This is a genomic window from Curtobacterium phoenicis, from assembly GCF_047238015.1.
Lineage (GTDB): Bacteria > Actinomycetota > Actinomycetes > Actinomycetales > Microbacteriaceae > Curtobacterium.
Genome location: NZ_JBDFLZ010000002.1, coordinates 913,175 through 933,479, shown reverse-complemented (window position 1 = coordinate 933,479; position 20,305 = coordinate 913,175). Strand labels below are relative to the sequence as shown.

Genomic DNA, 20,305 nt, shown 5'->3' with positions numbered 1-20,305 from the left:
AGGCTAGTGCTCCACCCGGACGGTTCACAGCCCCTTCTTCGGGAGGTGCAGCGTAGCGTCGGGCGCATGGCGACACCCGAGGTCCGGAACGACACCGAGCAGCAGCAGTACTCCCTCGTCGAGGACGGAGAGGTGATCGGACTCGCCGCGTACGAGATCGAGGGCGACGAGATCCGGTTCGTGCACACGGAGGTGGATCCCGAGCACCGCGGGGGCGGCCACGCCTCGATGCTCGTGCAGGCAGCGCTCGACGACGTCCGCGCGAACTCGTCCCGCTCCGTCGTGCCGCAGTGCAGCTACGTGAAGGCCTGGATCGAGCGGCACCCGGACTACCAGGAGCTCACCGCACGCTGAGCCGCGGCCGTGGTCGTCCGGGGTCGGTCAGTACGTGCGGTCGTGCGTTCCGGCACGGACCTCGTGCCGTCGGTCCGCCCGGGTCCCCGGCACCCTGATGAGCACGTGACCGCTGAGCAGGTCGTGGTCGTCGTCGGCGGGCGTCGGGGCCTCCCGCGGCAGACGCGCCTGCCGTTCGTACACGGCCTGGGCCTCGTGCCGGGTCGGCGCGAAGACCTCGTCCATCATCGAGACCACGCCGCCCGAGCCGCCCGAGCGCGTGGCCTTGTTCGACAGGTCGATCCAACCCACGCGATCGGCGACCCACATCGCGACGACCGCTGCGGCCACCGCCCCCAGGAGGATCAACCAGTTCACGTGCACGACGCTACGTGGACGTCCCGGTCCCGACATCAGCCGCGCGGGGGATTCTCCTGATCCACACACGTCGTTCTTGGGGAGGACGCCGAGACTGGGGTGGCGGCGGCCCGGTTCCCCCCTCCCGGGCCGCCGACCCCGTCGTCGGCCGCCGGACGCCACATCGACACGGGCGCTGCGGACGCGAACCCGGTGAGCGGCGCCCCCTCGGCGAACCCGTGTCGCCGGTAGAGCCGTCGGTTGTGCGGTGTCGACGACTCCAGGTACGAGCCCTGCCGTCCTCGGTCCACCCGGTCGAGGGCGTGCTCGAGGAGCCGCCCGCCGACGCCCTGACCGCGCGCGGACCCCGACACGCCGATCTCGGCGAGGTACCAGTGCGGCGCGTCCGGACGGGCCCGCTCCATGCGGCGCAGGTGGGCGAGCGCGCGGAGCCCGCCAGCGATCCCGAGCACCCGGACGAGCTCCGGCACCTGCCGCACGAACGCCCGGACCCCGCCACGGTGCGGGAGCGGTACCTGCCAGAACCCGGCACCGACCACCCGGTCACCAGCGACCGCGACGTCGACGGCGCGCCCCTGCGACGGCACCGCGCGGATCAACGCGGCGAACAGCCGACCGAGCACCGCCACCCGGTCCTCGCCGACGCGCGCGGGTCGGATCTCGGCGAGCACGGGGTCCTCGGCGAAGGCCTCGGCCAGGACGGTCGCGGCGGCCTGCACCTCGTGCTCCGCAGCGGCTCGGACGACGATCTCCATGGTGACTCCTCCACGATTCGGCCATCTGGCCAAGTTCATCGTCGAGCACAACCCTGCGCACGCGCCGTACGCTTCCTGTGATGACGGAGGACGAGGGCACGCGCGGGTACCGCAGTCGTGCGGACCGGCGTGAGGAGCTGCTCGACGCCGCGGCCCTCGTCGTCCGCGACGACGGTCTCGCCGGGCTGACCACGCGTGCCGTCGCGGCGCGTGCGGGGGTCGCCCACGGCGTGGTGCACTACGTGTTCGGTGCCCGGAAGCACCTCGTCGTCGCACTGCTCGAACGCCAGGCCCGCGCATCGCTCCCCCGGGTGCTCGGAGCTGCCGACGCACACGACGACCTCGCCTCCGCGCTCGACGCGGCGGTGGCGGCGTGGCTCGAGCTGGTCCGGCGCGAGCCCGAGCGCTTCCGCCTGCTCGAGGCCCTGAGCAGCAGCGGACCGAGCTCCGCCGGCGACGGCCCCCTCGTCGAGGCGGAGCGCGGACTCTGGCGCGACGCGGTCGACGCAGCGCTGCAGCACTGGACGACGGGACACGGCGTCGTCTTGGCGGTGCCGACGCCGGTGGCGGCCGATGCTGTCATCGCCGTCGTGGACGGCCTGACCCGGTCGTCGGCGAGCGACCCCGACGGCACTGCGACAGATCGCTCGCGCGCGCTCCTGGTTCGGGGCCTCGCTCACGCGCTCAGCACCGCACCCTGATCAGCGCCGCGCAGCAGCGTTCCCGCGGCGACGCGATCAGGTCACGGCACCCGCTCGAGCCACTCCTTCGTCGCGAACTTCGTCGCGATGAGCTCCTGCGCCCGCTGCCGCTCGGCCTCGGTCACGTGCCCCTCGTGCGCACCGTACAGCTTCGTGAACGTGCCGATCAGCCGCTCGATGACCTCGGCCCGCGGCAGGCCGGTCTGCGAGCGCAGCGGGTCGACGCGCTTCGCCGCCGAGGTCGTGCCCTTGTCGCTCATCTTCTCGCGACCGATCCGCAGCACCTCGACCATCTTCTGGCCGTCCATGTCGTAGCTCATCGTGGCGTGGTGCAGCACGGCACCGGTGCCGAGGCGCTTCTGCGCAGCCCCGCCGATCTTGCCCTTCGCGGAGGTGATGTCGTTGAGCGGCTGGTAGTACGCATCGATGCCGAGCGACTTCAGCGCCTCGATCACCCACTCGTCGAGGTAGGCGTACGAGTCGGCGAAGGTCATGCCCTGCACGAGGTCGGCGGGCACGTAGAGCGAGTACGAGATGATCGCGCCCGCCTCCATGAACATCGCGCCGCCGCCGGAGATGCGTCGGACGACCTGCACGCCGTACCTCGCCGCGCCGTCCGGGTCGACCTCGTTCTTGAGCGACTGGAACGACCCGATGACCACCGCGGACTCGTCCCACTCCCAGATGCGGAGCGTCGGGCCACGGCGGCCGGCCCCGACCTCCTCGGTGAGGACCTGGTCGAGCGCGAGGTGCTCGTTCGGGGAGATCGGCCCCTCGTGGATGACCTCCCAGTCGTAGTCCTGCCACGAGGACGCACGCGAGAGGGCTCGGCGGACGGCGACGCCGACGGACTCGGGCGTGAAGCCGAGCAGCTGCGCCCCCTCGGGCAGCGCACCGCGGACGGCTGCGGCGATCCCGGCGGCGTCGGTCGTCGACGGCAGACCGTTCACGGCGGCGTCGATCAGTGGCAGCGCGTCGTCTGGTTCGAGGAAGAAGTCACCGGCGAGCCGGAACTCCTGGATCGATCCGTCGACGACCTCGAGGTCGACGACGACGAGCTTCCCGCCTGGGACCTTGTACTCACCGTGCACGGGCACGAGCCTACGCCCGCGCGCTCCGGCCGGCGGATCGGTCAGAGCCCGCGACGGAGGTCCTTCGCGAGGGACACCGAGGCCTCGTGCGCGGCCACCTGCCGACCGTCGTCGTCCACGTACGTGTAGTCGTACTCCTCGACCTCGCCCGTCGCGACGTACCCGGCCCGCTCGTACGGGCGGCGTGCGTCCGGGTTGTCCAGCGCGACGCCGATGCGGAGCACCCCGGACGGCGTCGCGAGGTGTTCGGCCGCGGCGATGAGGGCCGATCCGACACCGCGCCCGCCGTGGTCCGGCTCGACCCGGAGGTTCCGCAGCTCCGGCTCGTCGCCCGCCGTGACCTCCCCCGACCCGACCGGCTCCGTGCCGGCCCAGGCGACGAGGACGGTCAATTCGCCGCGGTCCTGGGCGGCTGCCGCCCATCGTGCGTACCGCCGCCCGGGCGGCTCGCGTCGCTCGAGCGCCACCGTCGCCGCCGCGTCGAGGACCGTCACCACCACGTCAGCGTGCCGCCCGGTCATCGTCGTCCCCCCTCTCGGCCTGGAGGCGCGGGGCGGGCCCGCCCCGCGCCTCCAGTCCGTCCTGTCCTCGCGTCCACCCCGCCGCCGGCGCTCAGCGCGCGACCGCGCGCTCCAGCCACGCGACGAGGTCCCCCACGACCTCGTCGCGGTTCGTCTCGTTGTAGACCTCGTGCCGGGCGCCGTCGTACACCCGCACCTCGACGTCCGACAGCCGCCCGCGCGTCCGGTAGGCCCGGGCCAGGCGCTCGACGGACCGCGGGCCGCCGAGGGTGTCGTCGGACCCGACCTGCAGGAGCATCGGGAGGTCGTGCGGGATCCCCCGCCGCGGCACGCCGAGCAGCCGCAGGGTGTCCGGGAGCCCGAAGAGCCGGATGACGTCGACCTCGACCGCGAGCGGGTCCTTGCCGATCGCCTCGATGACCGCCCGGTCTCGACTGATCCACTCGTACTTGGTCGGTCCGGCGCCGGCGAACCTTGCGTTGAGGTCGCCGCTGTTCATCCACCCCGGCAGTCGGTACGCGGTCGCGGAGAGCACGACACCGTCGTACAGCGCGCTCGACGTGTTGACGATCCGCTGCGCCATGAGCGACCCCCAGGAGTGGCCGAGCAGGACGAGCGGGACGCCCGGTGTGTCCTCGCGGGCGAGGGCGCTGAGCTGCTCGACCGCCACGATCGCTGCCCGCAGGCCCCCGGGGCCGAGCCGACCGAGCTTCGTGTGGTCGCCGTCCCACTGCGCGAGGCCGGTCCGGCCGTGTCCGCGGTGGTCGTTGGCGACGACCGTCCACCCGGCGCGGACGAGGTCCTGCGCGAGCGGCTCGTAGCGCAGCGAGTGCTCGCCGACGCCGTGCGCGATCTGCACGACGCCCTTCGGCTTGCCGGCACGCCAGGTCGAGTAGACGATCTCGACGCCGTGCGCGTCGGTGAAGGAGGAGTCCCCTCGGGCTGCGGAGAAGGTCGGCACCCTCGCATCCTCGCAGACGTCTGGGCGCCGCACGGGTTCCGTGGCGTGTTCACCCGGTGTTCACGCAGCGGGCTCCGAGCGGGCCTACCGTTGGCGCGCATGGACGTCCTCGTCACCGTCGTGCTGGTGATCGTGGTGGCCCTCGTGTTCGACTTCACGAACGGGTTCCACGACACCGCGAACGCCATGGCCACCTCGGTCGCCACGGGTGCACTGAAGCCCCGGACCGCCGTGCTCATCTCCGCCGTCCTCAACGTGGTCGGCGCGTTCCTCTCCACCGAGGTCGCCAAGACCGTCTCGCAGGGCATCATCCGTGAGGGCCAGGACGGCATCCACATCTCCCCCGTGATGATCTTCGCGGGACTCGTCGGCGCCGTGCTGTGGAACCTCGCCACGTGGTACTTCGGCCTGCCGTCGTCGTCCACGCACGCCCTGTTCGGCGGGCTCATCGGCGCGTCGATCATCGGCGCCGGACTGAACTCGGTCGACTGGGCCACGGTCGTGTCGAAGGTCGTGCTCCCGGCGCTGCTCTCCCCGGTGATCGCGGGGCTGATCGCCCTCGTCGCGACGTACCTGGCGTACTCCCTCACGAAGAACGCCACGACGCACGGCGCCGCGACCGGGTTCCGGCACGGGCAGACGATCTCCGCGTCGCTCGTCTCGCTCGCGCACGGCACGAACGACGCACAGAAGACGATGGGTGTCATCACGCTGACCCTCATCGCCGCGAACTACCAGCCGTCCGGCAGCGGACCGGCGCTCTGGGTGATCCTGGCGTGCGGGCTCGCGATCGGCCTCGGCACGTACACGGGCGGCTGGCGGATCATGCGGACGGTCGGCAAGCGGATCTCGGACGTGCAGTCCCCGCAGGGCTTCGCGGCGGAGGCGAGCTCGGCGGCGACGATCCTGGTGTCGTCGCACCTCGGGTTCGCCCTGTCGACCACGCACGTCACGAGCGGCTCGGTGATCGGGTCGGGCCTCGGCAAGAAGCTCGCGGACGTGCACTGGTCGGTCGTCGGCCGGATCGTCGTCGCCTGGGTGATCACACTGCCGGCGGCGGCCGTGGTGGGTGCCCTCGCGACGGCGGTGGCGGCGACCTCGACGATCGGGCTCGTGCTCGTCGCGGTGCTCGCCCTCGCGGCCGGGCTCGGCTTCTTCTTCCTCGCGCGGCGTGGGCCGGTGACGCGCGACAACGTCAACGACGAGCAGCCGGCGCAGCAGCCGGTCGCGGCCTGACCGGAGGACGAGATGGACATCGACTTCGCAGCGATCTGGACGGTCGCGTGGGTGGGCTTCGTCGCCGCGGTCGGCGTGGTGCTGCTCTACACGCTCGGACTGCGCCTGCTCGGCACCGGACAACCGGTCGACACCGCCGGTGAGCGCACGCAGTACGCCGAGGAGACCCCGCGGTCCGGACACACACCCCGGTCCGCACTGGTCGGCGCGTGGACCTGCTTCGCGCTGTGCGGCGCGGCGGTGCTGTTCGGGATCTGGCTGACCATCCCACAGTTCCACAGCTGAGCACTGCCCGCCGGGGCCGGGCTGGTGCGAGGATCACCGGGTGACCACTCATCGGCTCGACCCCACGCCGGCCACCGCTGTCGACGTGTTCGACGCGGCGCTCCCGGCCGTCCTGCGCGTGGATCCCGGTGACTCCGTCACGGTCCGGACGCTCAGTGCCGCCGGCTACACCGAGCGCCAGCCCGAGCCGGGAGCCGAGGTCCCGACGCTCCTGCCGTCCCGACGCGGCCACTGCCTCGTGGGGCCCATCGCGGTGGCCGGCGCCCGTCCCGGTCAGGTCCTCGCCGTGCACTTCGACGACCTCGTGCCGGACGACTGGGGCTACACCGGTTCAGGCGGCGCCGACACGCCCGTCAACCGAGCCCTCGGTCTGGCGGACCCGGCATCCCGCGGCCCGCTCCTGTGGGAGATCGACGCTGCCGCTGGTCGGGCGGTCAACCAGCTCGGACTCGCGGTCCGGACGGCACCGTTCCTCGGGGTCGTCGGCCTGCCCCCGGAACCGACCGGCGAGCACTCGACGATCCCCCCGCGACCGGTCGGCGGCGGCAACGTCGACTGCCGGGAGCTCGTCGCCGGGTCGACGCTGTTCCTGCCCGTGACCGTGCCGGACGCCCTGCTCTGGGTCGGTGACGGTCACGCGGCGCAGGGGGACGGCGAGGTGTCCGGGACGGCGATCGAGTGCGGGATGACCACCACGGTGACCCTGTCCCTGCTCGACGAGGCCCCGGTCGCCGGCATCCACGCGGACAGCCCGGCCGGACGGATCACGTTCGGCTTCGACGCGGACCTCAACACCGCGACGACGACCGCGCTCGACGCGATGGTGGACTGGATCGCCGGGCTGTTCGCCATCGGCCGCGCCGAGGCCCTCGCGATGGCGAGCGTCGCCGTGAGCATGCGCGTCACCCAGGTCGCGAACCGCACCTGGGGCGTGCACGCCCTGCTCCCCGAGGGGGCGATCAGTCGCGATGCGCGCACGGTGGCGCGCTGACGCGCCGCGGTGCGGGGCGAGCGCCGCGACGCGGTGCGATGCGGACGGACGGGAGGCACGCCTCGCGCGACCGGCGTCGGTCACGTGAGGCGTGCCTCCCGTCCGCCCGTTCCTTCCCAGAGCGGCCGCTATCGGATGTGAGAACGGGCGTACCTGGTCGAACGTGACGACCAGGTACGCCCCTTCTGACCAGGTACACCCGTTCTGACCAGGTTCGCCCGGGGAGACCAGGTACACCCCCGGGGAGACCAGGTACACCCGTTCTGACCAGGTACACCCCGGAAACACCAGGTATGCCCCGGAAACACCAGGCACGCCCGAGCAGACCAGGCACGCCCGGAGACACCGGGCACGCTCAGGTCAGTGGGCGCTGTAGCCGCCGTCCACCAGGTGGTAGCTGCCGCTGATGAACGACGCCTTGTCGCTCAGCAGGAAGAGCACGAGCGCCGCGACCTCGGCGTCGGTGCCGAGCCGTCCTGCGGCGTGCTCCTGCTCGAGCGCCGACAGCGCGTCGGCCGAGAGCGACGAGCGGACGAGCGGGGTGTCGATGAAGCCCGGACCGACCGCGTTCGTGCGGACGCCCTGTGCGGTGTACTCGAGCGCGGCGACCTTGGTGAGCCCGACGAGCGCGTGCTTCGAGGCGACGTACGCGGCGTTCTGGGCGATGCCGACGGAGCCGAGCACCGACGACATGTTCACGATCGCGCCACCGCCGGCCGCGAGCATCGCGGGGATCTCGTAGCGGAGCCCGTAGAAGACACCGTCGAGGTCGACCGATCGCACGCGGTCCCACGCGTCCACGTCGTACTCGCCGATCGACTGCGGGGCGGCACCGATGCCGGCGTTGTTCACCGCGAGGTGGAGCGCGCCGTACGTGTCGACGGCGAACTGCACCATGCGCTCGTTGTCGCCGGCCAGCGCGGAGTTCGCCTCGAACGCGCTCGCGGTCCCGCCGGCGGCCTCGATCTCACCCACGACGCGCTGTGCGGCGTCCTGCTTGATGTCGGTGACGACGACGCTCGCGCCCGCGCGGGCGAGCTCCTTCGCGATCGCCGCACCGATGCCACTGCCGCCACCGGTGACGACGGCGACCTTGCCCTCGAACTCGGACATGTGCTCCTTCTTCCGTTCAGTTGAGCAACACCTGTTGCCCACAATTCGAACGGTACACCCGCGGGGTCCATTCCCCGTCCGCCGCACGCGAAACCGATTCGTTCACTGAACTAATTTGGTAGGCTAACGATCATGCCCGCAACCGCTGCCCGTACGTCGCTCGCGACCGACCTCCGCATCGCGGTGAACCGGCTCTCGCGGACCCTGCGCAACCAGAAGGCCGACCAGACGGTCACGGACGCACAGTTCTCCGCCCTCGCTCGACTGCACCGCGACGGAGCCATGACCCTCGCCGACCTCAGCCGGCAGGACGGCGTGACCCCGCCATCGATGACGAAGACCGTCGCCGTCCTGATGGAGCGCGGGCTCGTGTCGAAGCGTCTGCACGGCGACGACCGACGCAAGGTGCTCATCGGCACCACCGACGCCGGCGCGGCCTTCGTCGAGGAGACCCGACGGCGTCGCGACGGCTGGCTCAGCCCGCGGCTCACCACCCTCACGCCGGCGGAGCGCCAGACGCTCGCCGACGCCACCGAGATCATGAGGAGGCTCGCACAGCAGTGACGGCCATGTTCCGGTCCCTGTCGGGACGCAACTACCGCATCTGGTTCGCCGGTGCCCTCGTGTCGAACGTCGGCACCTGGATGCAACGCACCGCGCAGGACTGGATCGTCCTCACGCAGCTCTCGGACAACGACGCGGTCGCCGTCGGGATCACGATGGCGCTCCAGTTCGGACCGCAGCTGCTCCTGCTGCCGGTCACGGGGCTCGTCGCCGACCGGTTCGACCGTCGGAAGATGCTCATGCTCACGCAGGGGCTGATGGGTGCGCTCGGCCTCGGTCTCGGCGTGATGGTGCTCACCCACACCGCGACCCTGCTCTCGCTCTACGGCTTCGCACTCGCGCTCGGCATCGTCGCCGCGTTCGACACCCCGATCCGGCAGACCTTCGTCTCCGACGTGGTGCAGGGCGAGCACGTGTCGAACGCCGTGGCGCTCAACTCCGCGTCGTTCAACGCCGCTCGGCTCATCGGCCCCGCGGTCGCCGGTGTGCTCATCGCGGCGATCGGTTCGGGATGGGTCTTCGTCATCAACGCGGCGTCGTTCCTGGCGGTGCTCCTCGCACTGCGGTTCGTCGACCCGGCACAGCTCGCCGACCGACCCCGGGCGAAGCGCGGCAAGGGCCAGATCGCCGCCGGTTTCCGGTACGTGCGGACACGGCCGGACATCATCGTGGTGCTGTGCATGATCTTCGTCGTGGGGACGTTCGGCGTGAACTTCCCGATCTTCACCTCGACGATGGCGAGGATCGAGTTCCACCGCGGCGCCGGCGAGTTCGGCCTGCTCAACTCGGTCATGGCCATCGGCTCGGTCCTCGGTGCCCTCCTGTCGGCACGGCGGGACCGCCCCCGGATGCGCACGCTCGTCGTCGCGTCGGCCGGCTTCGGCATCGCCTGCACGGCCGCTGCCTTCGCGCCGACGTACTGGAGCTTCGCGGTCGTCCTCGTGTTCGTCGGGCTCGCCTCGCTCACGTTCATGACGACCGCGAACGCCCTCGTCCAGACCACCACGGCGCCGGCCATGCGCGGCCGGGTGATGGCGCTGTACATGGCGATCTTCGCGGGCGGCACCCCGATCGGCGCACCCATCGTCGGCGCGATCGCCGACGCCGCCGGGCCGCGGTGGGCCATCGGGGTCGGTGCGGCCTCCGGGTTCGTCGCCCTCGCGATCGCGGTGGTCTGGCTCGTCCGCTTCGAGCGCTTCCGGCTCCGGTACGACGCCGACTCCCGCCTGCACCTCGCGGTCACGCACGCCGTCCCGGTCGTCAGCCCACGGGCGGCGCGCGCCGCCCTGCGACAGGACCTCTCGCGCGACGAGGCGGTCGCGAACCGGTCCAGCGGGGTCTGACGAGCCGCGTCGCGCACTCGACCGCCTGTCGGTCTGGAGGCACGGTGCGGCGCCGCCACGTGCCTCCCGGCCGTCCCTGGCGCGCCCGGCCGGGCGGGTCACGTGACGGGGGCGACCACCTGGAAGACGCGCTCCTCGAGCGCCGTGTCGACCGCCGCTGCGGCGACCACGAGGTGCGTCGTCACCCCGGGCAGCGCGGCCAGCGCGTCCTCGGGCGCGACCGCGTCGAGCGCCGCGACCGCACGGCGGAACCCCGCGACCTGCTCGGCCACGCACGCCGGAGCGACTCCGGCGAGTCCGTCGGCCGCGCGGTGGGCGAGGAACCCGAGCGCACGGGGGCTGTTCGTGTCGAGGAGCAGGAACGCGGCGGCCTCGGCGGGCTCGACCTCGTGGTGGGCACCGCGGTGGAACGCTTCACGGGCGCCGCACCCGCGCAGCGCGTCCGACCACGACTCAGCGGAGTCGGGGTCGAGCAGCTCGGAACCGAGCAGCGCCGCGGTCGTCCGGCACCGGGTGAGCGACCGACCGAGGGTGAAGAACGCCCACACCTCGTCGCGACTCGCGTCCCCGTCGACCACCCCGACCGCGAGGGCGCTGCGCTCCTTCGCCCAGGTGAGGAAGTCGTGCGCACGGTCCCCGCCGACCTTGCGCGGCATCCGGGAGCGTGTCACGTCCAGGCAGTCCCAGAGCTCGGTCGAGACGACCTCGCGGGCCCGGCGCGCGCTGTCCCGCGCGACCGCGATCGCACTCGCGATCGAGGCCGGCTCGTGGCGGTCGAGCGCCAGGGCGTCGAGGGTGACCGCGAGGTCCGCGTCGCGCCGGACGGCGGCACCGACGACCTCGCGGAGCGCAGCGGAGGTCGCCTGGACCGGTGGCGCGATCGACGGGTGTCGCCGGGCGACGTAGACGTCCAGGAGCCGGGCGACGGCATCGGTGTGCTCGACGGCGGCACCGAGGCGGAACACGCTCCCGGCGAGATGGCTCAGCACGTCCGCACCCGCATGCGGCGAACCTACTGAGCGGTCGTTGCCGGAGTGTTTCGGGCACGGGTCACCGGTGTTGCGTGGCCGTTCGACGCGCACTCGCTAGACAACCTAACTAGAGCGTCTAGCATTGTGGTATGTCCACCGAGGAAGTCACCAACTCGGCGGGGTACTGGTACGACGATCGCTCGAGGGTCGACGCGGTCGACGTGCTGAACGCCCTCCGTCGGTACCGCACGGCTGAGAACGCCGCACAGCGTCGGGCCCGTGAAGCGCTCGGCGTCGGGGAGAACGCCCTCGTCGCGCTCCGCGTGCTCATCGACGCCGAGCAGTCCGGACGGCGCGTCAACTCCAAGCAGCTCGCCGAGGAACTCGGCATCACCGCTGCGTCGACGTCCGCACTCGTGGAGCGCCTGGTCCGCAGTGGACACGTGGAGCGACACCCCGACCCGCACGATCGTCGCGGGGTGTTCCTGACCGCTTCCGGCGATTCGATGCGTCAGGCGTTCCGGGTGCTCGACCAACTCGACGAGAGCGGCGCCACCGTCGCCTCGTCGCTGAGCGAGGCCGACCTCCGGGTCATCGTGTCGTTCCTCGACGACATGACCCGCGTCGTCGACCACATCGATCCTGAGGACACCCAGTCGGACGACGTCGCCGTCGCGTAGCCTCGCCGCATGACGCGCGCGGACCGGGGCACCGAGGGGCACGACCCCGAGGACGACATGCCGCTGGCCGAACTCGACGCCCGGGCTCGTGCGGACGCCGCGCTCCGTCGGATCCGCGCGGGGTCGGACCCCACGCGCGAGGCCTTCGACCTCGCGAACACGATGAACGACGAAGCCGTCGGACGACTCGCGGGCGCGGTGCGGCGGTGGCTTCGGCGACACTGAGTGGCGCCGGGGTGCCGGTGTGGCACCGGGGCGACCGCGCGTCTCCGCCGGTCCGGTTGCGCGCGCGGGGGCGATCGCGCGTCGGTCAGAAGGCCGTGCCGACCGCTGCGATGTCGTCGTCGCCGTGGCCGGCCGTGCTCGCGTCCGCGTAGACCCGACCGAGCGCATCGAGCAGCACCGTCGACACGCCGGCACCCCGAGCGGCGTCCGTGATGAGGCCGATGTCCTTCCGCAACCCGTCGAGCGCGAACTGCGCGGGGAACTCGCCGCGGATCATCGACTCACCCTTCGTGTGGGCGTACGGGGAGTCACTGGCGCTGCCGTCGATGGCCTCGAGGAACAGCGCGGGGTCGAGGTCGAGCGCCCTCGCGATCGCGAGGGACTGTCCCGTCGCCGCGGTGATCGAGGCGATCCACGCGTTGGCCGCGAGCTTCAGCGCCGTGCCCTGACCCACCTGGTCACCCGCTCGCACGGTCTTCACCGCGATCGCGTCGAACACCGGGGTCAGGCCGTCGAGCACGTCCGACGGTCCGGCGGCGAGGAGCGTGAGCTTTCCCTGCTCCGCCGGCGCCTTCGTCCCGAGCATCATCGCCTCGACGAGCGTCACGCCGTACTTCTGCGCGAGCTGCACGACCGTCCCGGTGCCGTCCGTGCCGATCGTCGACGCCTGGACCCACACCGCACCCTCGGGGGCGTCCCCGGCGGCCTGCTCCAGGACGTCCACCACCGCGTCGGTGTCGAACAGGGTCAGGAGCACGACCTCGGCGTGCTCGACGGCCTCGGCGGGGGTACCCGCGACGGTCGCCCCCTGCGACGCGAGGGGTTCCGCCCGGTCACGCGTCCGGTTCCAGACCGTGACCTCGTGCCCGGCGCGCAGGAGCGACCCCGCGACCCCGGCACCCATCGCACCCGTTCCCAACACCGACACGCGCACGAGCGCCTCCGTCCTCCGCGGCACCCTGCCACGACCGCTCCGACGCTACGCCGCCGTGGTCGGAACGCGCCGTCAGAGCACGCCGCGGGCGGACAGCCACGGCGTGGGATCGACCGTGGCGCCACCGACGACGACCTCGAAGTGGAGGTGCGCCCCGGTGGAGACGCCGGTGCTGCCCACGGCGCCGATCCGCTGCCCGACACCGACCGCCTGCCCCACGACGACGTCGATCCGGGAGAGGTGGGCGTACCGGGTCCGCGTGCCGTCACCGTGCTGGACGAGGACCTGGTTGCCGTACCCGCCGAGGACGCCTGCCGCGATGATGCGCCCGGACATGACCGCCACGACCGAAGTCCCGTGCGGAGCGGCGAAGTCGAGGCCCCGGTGGTCGGTCGAGCACGCTCCGCACCCGGCGACCTGACGAGCCCCGAATCCGCCGGCCGTCGGGATCACCCCGGAGACGGGACGGACGATGCTCGGCGCCGAGGATCGCGCGGCCGGACGCGCGGCTCGGGGTGCGGACGCCGGGGCCGCTGTGCCGACGGCGAAGGCGTCCCGCGCGATCGCGGCGGCGACGGCGGCAGGCGCGACGTACTGCTGCCCGGCGAGCGTGACGGCGGGCGTGGCGACCTGCGGCGTCGACGCCGTCGCGGACTGCGGCGACGCGACCGAGACGACGAGGCAAGCGGCGACGGTCGTCGCGGTGAGCGGGACCACGCGCGTGGTCGGCACGACGCCGCCGAGCGCACGGAGGGGAACCGTGATCGCGCCGGTCAGCGCACCTGCGACAGCAGCCGTGACGTCGCGCACGGAGGGGCGCCGCCGGGAAGCGCCCTCGGCAGCGCGGACGCTGCGTCGAGTCGGGAGCTCGGTCGTGGAGAGCGCGTGCTCGGCAGCGCGCGTGCTGCGTCGGTTCGGGAGCTCGGCCGTGCAGACCGTGTGCTCGGCAGCGCGCGTGCTGCGTCGGTTCGGGAGCTCGGTCGCGCAGACCGCGATCGAGGCGTCGACGGTCGGCACCGGGGCGGCAGGAGGGGACACCGCCGCCCCGGTGGTCTGGGTGCCCCGCCCACGCTCAGCCGCTCGTAGCTGACGCCGAGTCGGGAGCGGGGGCTGGTCGGTCGTGTCGGTCACGACGGGCCTCAGGCGCTGACGACGCCGTTGCGAGCGATGCGGTCGACCTCGGTCACGACGGCGTCGACGACCGCGCGGGTGATCGCGTCGGCGACGGCCTCGACCAGGACGAGCTGCTCCGGCGCCACACGGTGCTCGTTGCGGATGCCCGCCACGACGCGCTGGGGGATGTCGTCGATCGCAGCGACGAGCGCGGAGGGGACGGCGGACGAGGAGCGAGCGCCGAGCGGGGCGGACATGGGAGACGTCGGAACCGGCGCGTGGACCCGCGACGGTGCGGCGGCCCGCTCACGCGAGCGGGCGACGGAGTCGAAGAGGGGCGTGGAGGACATGCTGCCTGCCTTCCGGTCGGGGCGGGACGGGCGGTTCGGTCCGCCCGGGTGCCGACGGCACACCCCTATTGCAGCATCAGTATTTCACATGCGCAATACTCACTCCGGTTCGACCGCTGCGGTGGGGTCGTCTCGACGGAGTGCCTGCTTGACGCGTTCGACGATCGTGGCGGGCGGGTTGTTGTACGCGTTCGCCGGCTGCTGCCCACTGAGTTCCTGGATCGCCGCCATCACGGCGTCGGTCGCGTGGCGTCGCGCCCGTCCGGACGACGCGTCGCCGAAGGACGACAGGTCGAGGGGCTTCCCGAACTCGATCGTCACCTTCGCGAGGCGCGGGAACCTCGACCCCACGGGCTGCACGTCCTCGGTGCCGCTCAGCGCGACCGGGACGACGGGCGCTCCACTCGTCAGCGCGAGCCAGGCCACGCCCGTCCGGCCCTTGTACAGGCGTCCGTCGAGCGAGCGGGTGCCCTCGGGGTAGATCGCGAACGCCTCCCCCGCCTCGAGCCGTTCGAGGCCGAGGTCGAGGGCGTGCTGCGCCGCCGACCCCGCTCCACGCTCGACGCCGATCGCACCGATCCCGCTGAAGAACGCCCGCGAGGCCGCGCCCTTCACACCCGTCCCGGTGAAGTACTCCTGCTTGGCGAGGAACGACACCTTCCGCGGGGCCATGAGCGTGATCGCCGGGGAATCGACGAACGACCGGTGGTTGCTCGCCAGGATCACGGCGCCGTGTCGGGGGACGTTCCGTCGTCCGACGATCCGCGGACGCCACAGTGCGCGCGCGAGCGGCGTGACCACCGCGCGGCTGAGAACGGTGGCGAACTTGGTCGAACCGGACACCCGGGCCTCCTCGTGACGGGAGGTTCCGAGTGTAGTGAGGACGGTCCCGGACACATGCCGCAGGCGGCACGTACTGCCGGAGTGTGCGGGGACCGGTCAGTCGCCGGCTGCTGCGACGACGTCGAGCACGGCTCGGCCGTACCGCTCGAGCTTCGCCGATCCGACCCCCGAGATCTCACCGAGCGCATCGACGTCGGCCGGTTTCACGGCGGCGATCCCGCGGAGGGTCGCGTCGTTGAACACCACGTACGCCGGGACGCCCTGTTCGCGTGCCTGCTCGGCTCGCCACGCTCGCAGGGCTTCGAACAGCCCCAGGGCCTCCTGCGGCATGTCCGTCACGACGGTGCGCCGCGAACGACCCGCGCGCGGTGCCCGCACCGGATCGCGGCGCATCCGCACGACGACCCGTCCAGCGAGGACGTCGGCGCTGGTGGAACTCAGCACGATCGTGCCGTAGCCGTCGCCGGAGACGGCCATGTACCCCTGCGCGAGCAGCTGCCGAGCGACGGCGCGCCACTCCCCCTCGGACAGGTCGTTGCCGATGCCGAAGGTCGCGAGGGAGTCGTGCCGGAGCTCCTGGACGCGCGGCGAGTGCTTGCCGACGAGGATGTCCACGAGGTGCGCGACGCCGTACCGCTGGCCGCGCTCGCGCTCGAGACGGACCACGGTCGACAGGAGCTTCTGCGCGGGCACGGTGCCGTCCCACGACTCCGGCGGCGCGATGCACGTGTCGCAGTTGCCGCACGCCGTGCTCTCCTGCCCGAAGTAGGCGAGCAGGCGCACCCGACGGCACTCGATCGTCTCGCAGAGGGCCAGCATGGCGTCGAGGTGTGCGCTCAGCTGCCGACGGTGCACAGCGTCACCCTCGGACTGGTCGATCATCCGCCGCTGCTGCACGACGTCGTTCAGGCCGTACGCGAGCCACGCGGTCGACGGCAGACCGTCACGGCCCGCACGCCCGGTCTCCTGGTAGTAGCCCTCGACCGACTTCGGGAGGTCGAGGTGGGCGACGAACCGGACGTCGGGCTTGTCGATGCCCATGCCGAACGCGATCGTCGCCACCATGACGACGCCGTCCTCGCGCAGGAACGTCGCCTGGTTGCGCTCCCGCACCCGGGCGTCGAGGCCCGCGTGGTACGGGAGCGCCGGGATGCCCTGTTCGGCGAGGGCCGCAGCGGTGCGCTCGACGGAGTTGCGGGACAGGCAGTACACGATGCCGGCGTCGCCGCTGTGCTCGGTCCGGATGAAGGTGAGGAGCTGCTGCAGCGCGCCGGTCTTCGGTTCGATGCGGTACTGGATGTTCGGCCGGTCGAAGTCGGCGACGAAGTGTGCGGCGTCGTCGAGGCCGAGCCGCGCGGAGATCTCGCGGTGGGTCTGCGGCGTCGCCGTGGCGGTCAGCGCGATCCGGGGCACGGCGGGCCATCGCTCGTGCAGCACGCTCAGCTCGAGGTAGTCCGGGCGGAAGTCGTGACCCCACTGGGCGACGCAGTGTGCCTCGTCGATGGCGAACAGGGCGATGCGGGCGCGGTCGAGCAGGGCACGGGTGTTCTCGAGCCGGAGCCGCTCGGGCGCGAGGTAGAGCATGTCGACCTGCCCCGACACGACCGCCTGCTCCACGCGGGCCCGCTCGTCCGGACCCTGGGTCGAGTTGAGGAACGCGGCACGCACGCCGTTCGCGGCGAGGGCGTCGACCTGGTCCTGCATGAGGGCGATGAGGGGCGACACCACGACGCCGATGCCGTCGCGCACCAGGGCCGGGACCTGGTAGCACAGCGACTTGCCGCCACCCGTCGGCATGAGCACGAGCGCATCGCCGCCGGAGACGACCTGGTCGATGATGGCGGCCTGCTGTCCGCGGAAGTCGTCGTAGCCCCACACCCGGTGCAGGACGTCGAGCGCGGCGGACCGCGACGGGGAGGTCGTGGCCGTCGTGCTCATGTCTCCAGCCTACGAGCGGCCGGCGACACCAGTGGTCGTGTCCACAGGACCGGCGCCGTCCACAGGCCCTGCACCATCCACCGGGCCAGCGTCGTCCACCGGCCCCGCGCCGCCCACGCGGACGGCCCCCGCCGCCGACCCGGCCGTCCCCGCGGCGTGGGCCGGTGTTCCGTCCCAGCCAGTGCCTCCCGGCTCGGTCCACCGGGGTCCGCCCGCCCACGCCGGGACCGGACCACGGAAGCGGGGTGCCTCGTGGCCGGCGGAGCGGCGGTCCAGCCGGCGCCACTTCGCGAGGAACTCGACCATCCCCCAGTACGCGAGGGAGGTGCCGAGGCTGACCAGCCACCCACCGACCGTGCCGTTGGCGTCCTGGGACTGCAGGTCGATCCGCGACCAGCCCTGCGCCTGCAGCACGAAGATCATGATGTTGTTGAACGCGTGCTGGAGGACCGTGGCCTCGAGTCCGCCGGTCCGGAGCACGATGATCGCCGCGATGAGGCCGAACGAGCCGACGTCGAGGATCCCCCAGACGTTGTAGCCGTTCGGGATGTGCAGCGACGCGAACACCACGGTCGAGACCGCGACGGCGAGGACCGTGCCGACCCGCCGCGGGATCCACGAGGCGATCGTCTGCATGAGGAACCCGCGGAACACGTACTCCTCCGCCGCGGCCTGGAACGGCACCAGCGCGACGACGAGGACGAGCGTCAGCACGAGCGTCGAGAGCGTCACCGTCGACTGCCCGATGGCCGCGTGGTTCCAGCCGTCGCCCGTGATCATGCCGTCGCCGAACGGGTAGAGCGCCTGCAACACGAACATGATCGCCGCGATGACGAGGGTCGGGACGACGCACCAGGCCGTCCACCCCCAGCGGACCCGGAACCGCACGGACGACAGCACACCGCGGCCGAGCCGCGCGATCCGCACGGCGAGGACGATCCCGGGCAGGAGCACCACGAGGGACACGAGCGAGACCGACAGCGTCAGTGGATCGGTCGGGTCGAGCGCGCCGCTCGCGAGCTTCTGCTCGAAGTCCACGAGCCCCTCGGCCCCGCCCGCGGCGCCCACCGGGATCGTGTACGCGATGACGATGAGGACCTGCGAGACGAGGTACCACCCCGCGAGGACCGCCAGCGCCACGAGCGGCCGCCACCACCGCCACCGGGCATCGATGCGGGTCAGGCGCTGGTAGGGAACACTCACGCGGTGCAGGGTACAAGGGCGGGCAGGATGGGAGCCGTGCTCACCGTCGTCCTCGGCCTCTCCGGTGCCCTCGTCTACGGGTTCGCCGACTTCCTCGGGGGCCTGGCCTCGCGACGGGTCCGGCCGGTCGTCGTCACCGCGGTGGCCGCCGCCGTGGGGATCGTGCCGCTGCTGGTCGGGCTGGTCGTGGTCGGCGGGTCATTCTCGTCGCGCGCCGTCGTGTGGGGACTGGTGGGTGGCGGGGCGGGGGCGGTCGCCGTGCTGCTGCTCTACGCGGCCCTCGCGATCGGCCCGATGAGCGTGCTGTCGCCCGTCACGGCGGTGTTCGCCGCGTCCGTCCCCGTGGTCGTCTCGGTGACCAGGGGGACGGCCCTGTCGCCGCTCGCCGTCGTCATGCTCGTGGTGGCGGTGGTCGCCGTGGTGCTCGTCGCGTCCGTGCGGGACGGCTCCGGCGCGCGGCTCACGGTGCGCGGGGTGGCCGCGGCAGCGGTGGCGGGGTGCGGGTTCGGGGGGATCGTGCTGGCGTACGACATGACGCCGGCGGACTCCGGGGTCGCGCCGCTGCTGGTGGCGAGGGCGCTCCAGGTGGTGGTGCTGGGAGCGGCGGCGGCGGCGGTCGTGGTCGTGCGGGCCGGGCGCGCCGGCTCGGCCCGGCTGCCGGGTCCCGCCGGTCCGGACGGGACGGCCGGTTCCGCCGGGTCCGCCGCGCCCGCCGGGTCCGCCGGTCCGGACGGGACGGCCGGTTCCGCCGGGCCCGCCGCGCCCGCCGGGTCCGCCGGTCCGGACGGGACGGCCGGTTCCGCCGGGCCCGCCGGATCCGCCGGATCCGCCGATCGGGTGGTCCGGCCTGGAGGCACGGATCACGTCGTCCCGTCCGTCACGCCCTCCGGGTCTGCCGCCGCCGCGAGGCGGACGCGCTGGTCCTGTCCGTTCGTCGCCGCGGTCGTGGCGTGCGGTGTGCTCGATGCCCTCGCGAACGTGTTCATCCAGGCGGGCCTCCACTCGAGCGACGACCCGCTGACCCTGCCGGTCATGAGCGTGCTCAACGCGCTCTACCCGATCGGCACGGTGGTGCTCGCCGGGGTGGTGCTCCGGGAACGGCTGACGCTCCTGCAGCTGGTGGGCATCCTCCTGGCGTTCACGGCATCGGTGGGACTCGCGCTGGTGTGATCCGCGCGGGACGGCGGCTCGGCGCCCCCCGAGTCTCGGATCGGCGGACGGTTCCGCGGCGGATCCGCGTGCCGAACGTCCGCGGAGCCGAGTCTCGGGGGAGCGTCCGGGACGGACGGCGGGGCGGGCGTCAGGCGTCGGGGATGAGGCGCTTGCCGAGGGACACCGTGCGGTCGGGCTCGTACCCGAGCGACTTGTAGAAGCCGAGCACCTGCTCGTTGCCCGCGCGCACCTGGAGGTTGAGCTTCGGGCAGCCCATCGCGGCCAGGCGCTGCTCGAACTCCCGCATGAAGGCCGTCCCGAGCCCGGAACCCTGCAGGTCGGGCCGCACAGCGAGGTAGTTCACCCAGCCCCGGTGCCCGTCGAACCCCGCCATGCCGGCACCGACCACGAGGCCGTCCGCGTCGACGGCGACGAGGAACAGCTCGGGCTGCACCGTCAGCTTGCGCTCGATGTCACGACGCGGGTCGTTCCACGGCCGGACGAGCCCGCACGCTTCCCAGAGCGCGACGACCGCCTCGGTGTCCGGGCGGGCGAAGGCGCGGATCTCGTGCTGCATCTCCACACGGTAACGGTCCTGTGGAGAACGACGTCACCCGGGCGTCG

At 72.6% G+C, this 20,305-nt stretch carries 24 protein-coding genes; 10 read left to right on the top strand and 14 right to left on the bottom strand.

Annotation, left to right across the window (positions count from 1 at the left end):
- Positions 1-66 precede the first annotated feature (66 nt).
- Entirely contained in the window at positions 67-354 is a 288-nt protein-coding gene (locus ABC270_RS04705) for a GNAT family N-acetyltransferase (protein WP_412879747.1), read from the top strand.
- A gap of 27 nt (positions 355-381) precedes the next feature.
- Here the strand turns inward: ABC270_RS04705 and ABC270_RS04700 are convergent, their stop codons facing one another.
- Complete coding sequence (locus ABC270_RS04700; protein WP_412879746.1) at positions 382-711, bottom strand: hypothetical protein; 330 nt, start codon at positions 709-711, stop codon at positions 382-384.
- Positions 712-746: 35 nt separating this feature from the next.
- Positions 747-1,466 carry a GNAT family N-acetyltransferase gene (locus ABC270_RS04695; RefSeq protein ID WP_412879745.1) on the bottom strand — a complete coding sequence of 240 codons (720 nt, stop codon included), beginning with the start codon at positions 1,464-1,466 and terminating at the stop codon, positions 747-749.
- Positions 1,467-1,546: 80 nt separating this feature from the next.
- On the opposite strand from ABC270_RS04695, the gene ABC270_RS04690 reads away from it, so the two are divergent.
- On the top strand, positions 1,547-2,167 hold the full coding sequence (locus ABC270_RS04690; RefSeq protein ID WP_412879744.1) for a TetR family transcriptional regulator: 621 nt from the start codon (positions 1,547-1,549) through the stop codon (positions 2,165-2,167).
- Positions 2,168-2,208: 41 nt separating this feature from the next.
- Here ABC270_RS04690 and lplAB read toward each other — a convergent pair whose 3' ends face one another.
- The 3 genes from lplAB to ABC270_RS04675 all read right to left on the bottom strand — a co-directional run bounded on the left by lplAB (position 2,209) and on the right by ABC270_RS04675 (position 4,740).
- Positions 2,209-3,258 (bottom strand): lipoate-protein ligase LplAB, encoded by a 1,050-nt coding sequence (gene lplAB, locus ABC270_RS04685; RefSeq protein WP_412879743.1) that lies wholly within the window; start codon positions 3,256-3,258, stop codon positions 2,209-2,211.
- A gap of 41 nt (positions 3,259-3,299) precedes the next feature.
- Positions 3,300-3,779: a GNAT family N-acetyltransferase gene (locus ABC270_RS04680; RefSeq protein ID WP_412879742.1), complete on the bottom strand. Its 480-nt coding sequence runs from the start codon at positions 3,777-3,779 to the stop codon at positions 3,300-3,302.
- A gap of 91 nt (positions 3,780-3,870) precedes the next feature.
- Entirely contained in the window at positions 3,871-4,740 is an 870-nt protein-coding gene (locus ABC270_RS04675; protein ID WP_412879741.1) for an alpha/beta hydrolase, read from the bottom strand.
- Between the two features lie 99 nt (positions 4,741-4,839).
- Here ABC270_RS04675 and ABC270_RS04670 point away from each other — a divergent pair, with 99 nt between their 5' ends.
- Genes ABC270_RS04670 through ABC270_RS04660 form a run of 3 tightly spaced genes read left to right on the top strand, consistent with a single transcriptional unit; the run spans position 4,840 to position 7,252 of the window.
- Positions 4,840-5,976 (top strand): inorganic phosphate transporter, encoded by a 1,137-nt coding sequence (locus ABC270_RS04670; RefSeq protein ID WP_412879740.1) that lies wholly within the window; start codon positions 4,840-4,842, stop codon positions 5,974-5,976.
- A gap of 12 nt (positions 5,977-5,988) precedes the next feature.
- A complete protein-coding gene (locus ABC270_RS04665; protein WP_412879739.1) occupies positions 5,989-6,261 on the top strand; it encodes a hypothetical protein in 273 nt (90 codons plus the stop codon).
- A 40-nt stretch (positions 6,262-6,301) separates the two neighbouring features.
- Entirely contained in the window at positions 6,302-7,252 is a 951-nt protein-coding gene (locus ABC270_RS04660; RefSeq protein WP_412879738.1) for an acetamidase/formamidase family protein, read from the top strand.
- A 360-nt stretch (positions 7,253-7,612) separates the two neighbouring features.
- On the opposite strand, the gene ABC270_RS04655 is transcribed toward ABC270_RS04660, so the two are convergent.
- A complete protein-coding gene (locus tag ABC270_RS04655; protein WP_412879737.1) occupies positions 7,613-8,365 on the bottom strand; it encodes an SDR family NAD(P)-dependent oxidoreductase in 753 nt (250 codons plus the stop codon).
- A gap of 132 nt (positions 8,366-8,497) precedes the next feature.
- On the opposite strand from ABC270_RS04655, the gene ABC270_RS04650 reads away from it, so the two are divergent.
- Positions 8,498-8,929, top strand: a complete 432-nt coding sequence (locus tag ABC270_RS04650; RefSeq protein ID WP_412879736.1) for a MarR family winged helix-turn-helix transcriptional regulator — start codon at positions 8,498-8,500, stop codon at positions 8,927-8,929.
- Positions 8,926-10,272, top strand: a complete 1,347-nt coding sequence (locus ABC270_RS04645) for an MFS transporter (protein WP_412879735.1) — start codon at positions 8,926-8,928, stop codon at positions 10,270-10,272. The genes ABC270_RS04650 and ABC270_RS04645 overlap by 4 nt, the downstream gene beginning before the upstream one ends.
- 98 nt (positions 10,273-10,370) lie before the next feature.
- Here ABC270_RS04645 and ABC270_RS04640 read toward each other — a convergent pair whose 3' ends face one another.
- The gene (locus ABC270_RS04640; RefSeq protein ID WP_412879734.1) at positions 10,371-11,261 is read right to left on the bottom strand and encodes an alpha-E domain-containing protein; all 891 of its coding nucleotides are present in this window, start codon (positions 11,259-11,261) and stop codon (positions 10,371-10,373) included.
- Between the two features lie 131 nt (positions 11,262-11,392).
- Between ABC270_RS04640 and ABC270_RS04635 the strand changes: the two genes are divergently transcribed.
- Both ABC270_RS04635 and ABC270_RS04630 read left to right on the top strand, forming a co-directional pair.
- The gene (locus ABC270_RS04635; protein WP_412879733.1) at positions 11,393-11,923 is read left to right on the top strand and encodes a MarR family winged helix-turn-helix transcriptional regulator; all 531 of its coding nucleotides are present in this window, start codon (positions 11,393-11,395) and stop codon (positions 11,921-11,923) included.
- Between the two features lie 9 nt (positions 11,924-11,932).
- Positions 11,933-12,148, top strand: a complete 216-nt coding sequence (locus ABC270_RS04630; RefSeq protein WP_412879732.1) for a hypothetical protein — start codon at positions 11,933-11,935, stop codon at positions 12,146-12,148.
- Positions 12,149-12,233: 85 nt separating this feature from the next.
- Here ABC270_RS04630 and ABC270_RS04625 read toward each other — a convergent pair whose 3' ends face one another.
- The 6 genes from ABC270_RS04625 to ABC270_RS04600 all read right to left on the bottom strand — a co-directional run bounded on the left by ABC270_RS04625 (position 12,234) and on the right by ABC270_RS04600 (position 18,529).
- Positions 12,234-13,070, bottom strand: a complete 837-nt coding sequence (locus tag ABC270_RS04625; RefSeq protein WP_412882035.1) for an NAD(P)-dependent oxidoreductase — start codon at positions 13,068-13,070, stop codon at positions 12,234-12,236.
- 84 nt (positions 13,071-13,154) lie between these two features.
- On the bottom strand, positions 13,155-14,120 hold the full coding sequence (locus ABC270_RS04620; protein ID WP_412879731.1) for a M23 family metallopeptidase: 966 nt from the start codon (positions 14,118-14,120) through the stop codon (positions 13,155-13,157).
- 101 nt (positions 14,121-14,221) lie between these two features.
- Positions 14,222-14,545, bottom strand: a complete 324-nt coding sequence (locus ABC270_RS04615; RefSeq protein WP_412879730.1) for a hypothetical protein — start codon at positions 14,543-14,545, stop codon at positions 14,222-14,224.
- A 99-nt stretch (positions 14,546-14,644) separates the two neighbouring features.
- A complete protein-coding gene (locus tag ABC270_RS04610) occupies positions 14,645-15,388 on the bottom strand; it encodes a lysophospholipid acyltransferase family protein (RefSeq protein WP_412879729.1) in 744 nt (247 codons plus the stop codon).
- 96 nt (positions 15,389-15,484) lie between these two features.
- Positions 15,485-17,326 (bottom strand): DNA helicase RecQ, encoded by a 1,842-nt coding sequence (gene recQ, locus ABC270_RS04605; protein ID WP_412879728.1) that lies wholly within the window; start codon positions 17,324-17,326, stop codon positions 15,485-15,487.
- A gap of 9 nt (positions 17,327-17,335) precedes the next feature.
- Positions 17,336-18,529 carry a CPBP family intramembrane glutamic endopeptidase gene (locus ABC270_RS04600; protein WP_412879727.1) on the bottom strand — a complete coding sequence of 398 codons (1,194 nt, stop codon included), beginning with the start codon at positions 18,527-18,529 and terminating at the stop codon, positions 17,336-17,338.
- Between the two features lie 36 nt (positions 18,530-18,565).
- Between ABC270_RS04600 and ABC270_RS04595 the strand changes: the two genes are divergently transcribed.
- Positions 18,566-19,699 (top strand): hypothetical protein, encoded by a 1,134-nt coding sequence (locus tag ABC270_RS04595; protein ID WP_412879726.1) that lies wholly within the window; start codon positions 18,566-18,568, stop codon positions 19,697-19,699.
- 130 nt (positions 19,700-19,829) lie between these two features.
- On the opposite strand, the gene ABC270_RS04590 is transcribed toward ABC270_RS04595, so the two are convergent.
- Entirely contained in the window at positions 19,830-20,258 is a 429-nt protein-coding gene (locus ABC270_RS04590; RefSeq protein WP_412879725.1) for a GNAT family acetyltransferase, read from the bottom strand.
- Between the last annotated feature and the right edge of the window lie 47 nt (positions 20,259-20,305).